General features: G+C 58.8%; 2 protein-coding genes. Both read left to right on the top strand.

What is annotated here, in order from left to right:
* Window positions 1–1,547 (top strand): ATP-binding protein (locus VFE46_01470; GenBank protein ID HZZ26648.1); only part of this gene is annotated, 1,547 nt, incomplete at its 5' end.
* Between the two features lie 1,143 nt (window positions 1,548–2,690).
* Window positions 2,691–3,135 (top strand): hypothetical protein (locus VFE46_01465; protein HZZ26647.1); only part of this gene is annotated, 445 nt, incomplete at its 3' end.

Below are 3,135 nucleotides of genomic sequence, written 5' to 3'. Positions count from 1 at the left end.
TGCCGCACGCCCGGGTCATTGCCATCGAAAGCGAACGGGAATTCGGGCTCAGCGTCATCGAACGGCTCGATGGGGAATTAAAGCGCCGCGGCGATTTGTACCGCAAAGTTGGCGCACAAGATATCGCCGGTTATCGCGCGGCCGCCGGCGCCAATTCGATGCCGCGCATCATGCTCATCGTCGACGAGTTTCAGGAACTGTTCACCGACGACGACAAGCTCGCCCAAGATGCCGCTTTGCTGCTGGACCGCCTGGTGCGGCAAGGCCGTGCCTTTGGCATGCACGTGCTGCTGGGATCGCAAACTTTGGGAGGCGCATACAGCCTGGCCCGCAGCACGCTGGGGCAAATGGCCGTCCGCATTGCGCTGCAGTGCAGCGAGGCAGATGCCCATTTAATTTTGAGCGAAGAAAACTCCGCCGCACGGCTTCTTTCCCGCCCCGGCGAAGCCATTTACAACGATTCCAACGGCACGGTGCAAGGCAACCATCCGTTCCAAATTGTGTGGCTGGGCGAAAGCCGCCGCGAAGAATATCTGGCAGGGTTGCGCAATCTCACCGAGCAGCGCGTGGCGGAGCAAACGCTCAAGCCGCAGCCGGCGCCAATTGTGTTTGAAGGAAATTTGCCGGCCGATATTCGCAACAATCGCGGGCTGAACGAATTGCTCCGGGCTAGCGATTGGCCGGTTCGCTCCACGCCGGTGCATGCCTGGCTGGGCGAAGCCATTGCCATTAAAGATCCCACCGCCGCCGTCTTCCGGCCACAAAGCGGCGACAACTTAATCATTGTCGGCCAGCGCGCCGAAACGGCCATGGGCATGCTCTCCTCGGCGCTCCTCAGCCTGGCCGCGCAGCATCGTCCTCGTCCGCAAGGCGCGTCCGCAGCCAGCTTGGCGGCCGGCAGCCCCGCGAAGTTTTATGTTTTGCAGCACGATCCGCCGGCCGATTTGCCCATCGACCAACCCTGGGCAGATTACCGCGGCGGCCTGGCGGCACTTTCCACCATGCTGCCGCATCCCATGCAGTCGGGCGGACGCCGCGAATTGCCCGCCATCGTGGCCGAAATTGCCCAGGAAGTGGAACGCCGGCAGCGGTCCGACGATCGCCAGGCGGCGGCCCTGTATTTGTTCATTTCCGATCTGGGCCGCTTCCGCGATTTGCGCGACGACGGCGACATGGGCTTTTCTTTACGTGGCAATGAAAAAGCAGCGTCGCCGGCGCAAATGCTCGGCAACATTATACGCGACGGTCCCGGCGTGGGCGTGTACACCCTCATTTGGTGCGATTCGTTCATCGCTGTGCAGCGCTGCTTCAATCGCCAGGCCATGCGCGAATTTGCCCTGCGTGTGCTCTTGCAAATGAGCGCCAACGACAGCAGCCATTTGATCGATTCTCCCGTGGCCAGCAAGCTTGGCCCCAACGTAGCGCTGTTTCACAACGAGGAAGAAGGCCGGCTCGAAAAATTCCGCGCCTACGCCTGGCCCACCCTCGATTGGCTAGCCACCGTTCAAGAACGCCTCAACTCCCGCGTCCCCGCCGAAAACATGTAGTAGCGGCGGCATCGGGAAATTGAACCGCCCTTCTTCCCATTTAGCCCCCCGGGGTAGCGTCGGGGTGGCTGGGGTCGAACGAAGTGAGCCCCCAGGCGCCGGAAATCCCAATGACCAAGTCCCAATGACTAATAGTGATCCGAGAATTGGTCATTGGTGCTTGGTCATTCGTCATTGGCAGCTCCGGAGCTCGCTTCGTTGGACTGCATGGGTGCCATTGCTGGCCCGGGCACCGTCCGCTGAAGGAGGATGGTCGCAGCAGTGAATGTGGGTTCAATCGCCGCTCGACCGATGAAGCTTAAAACAAGCTTACTAATTTAAAAATCTGCAGACCATTTGTGGATTGTGGGCAGCGCCGAATCGGGCTTTACATCAGCTTGCATATGAGTGCTGGCCCTCAAATATTTCCAATCGATGGCATTTGAGCAAGCCAACGCTGAGGCAGTCAACGTGCAAGCTGCCATTCGGAAAGACACTGCTGGACGAGCCGAGGCCGTCCGGGAATTCCAACCGTCGTTTTTCGAGCTGTAGGAGGCGTCTCGCGACACCCATGCGTCGCCAACTAGCAAAGCTATCGTGAAATCTTCGGCGACAGGAGTCGCCTCCTACATTTGAATTCCCGGACGGCCTCGGACGAGCAAGCAGTGGCACCCTTGCATTCCAATCTTGTCGCACAACCCGAGCTCCAACCTCTGAGCCGGTTTTGTCAGTATTTAGGCGAATTCTCAGGAATGGAAGGGGGGGATTGCTTGACAGCTGGCTCCCCAATGGCCACACTCGCACTGGACTTGCGCTCCCCGGATAGTTCGAGGGTCACAGCAGCGCTTCGCCGAATAAACGGCAGCGATACTCAGCCATCTCTATTTTTATCTGACTTGCCAGAAGGCGTCGGTGTCTTCCCGATTGGGTTGACGATAGTCATGCCCGGCGGGAGAAGACGCCGGTGCCTTCTTTGTTTTGATGCGACGCCGGGCACGACGCCCGGACCGCCTGAGCAGGAGAACACTAATTATTACTACCACCACTCGACTCGATCAAGAAACAGGACGCTTGCGCTCCGCCATTGCCGGTGGAATCTGAGCGTTCTTTTTCTTTTCAGCCCAAAAAACCAATCCACTGATATCCAATTTGGAGAGTCCTATAATGACCGCATCTTCGCTTCGCTTTCCTTCTTCTGTTTCTGCGGGATGTCTGTGCAAAGCCGTACTATTTGTCGCAGGTTTGGCCCCATTTCTCGCGCCGTCGGTCGCCCGGGCCGATCTGTATGTCGTGGACGGCGACCTCATCGATCGCTTCAACAGCTCTACCGGCGCGATCGTTCAAACGAATGGACAAGACACTTTCACGAGCCTCGTCAGTTCCACGGGAATCACCGCAGGCCCCGACGGCCTGATTTATGTCGCCACTACCGATCCCAGCTCCAATCCAGGTTCTCCTGTCGTCAATCGCTACAACGCCGCCACCGGCGAGCAGGTCGGCGGCAGTCCGTTCATTCCCTTCGTCAATGGCGCAGCCCAACTGAGCGACGCGCAGGGAGTCGCTTTTGGTCCCGATGGTCATTTTTATGTTGCCGACGAGGGGGACAATG

The organism is Pirellulales bacterium, from assembly GCA_035656635.1.
GTDB lineage: Bacteria > Planctomycetota > Planctomycetia > Pirellulales > JADZDJ01 > DATJYL01.
Note: the sequence above shows the minus strand (reverse complement) of the source record. Positions and strands in the feature narration are given on the sequence as shown.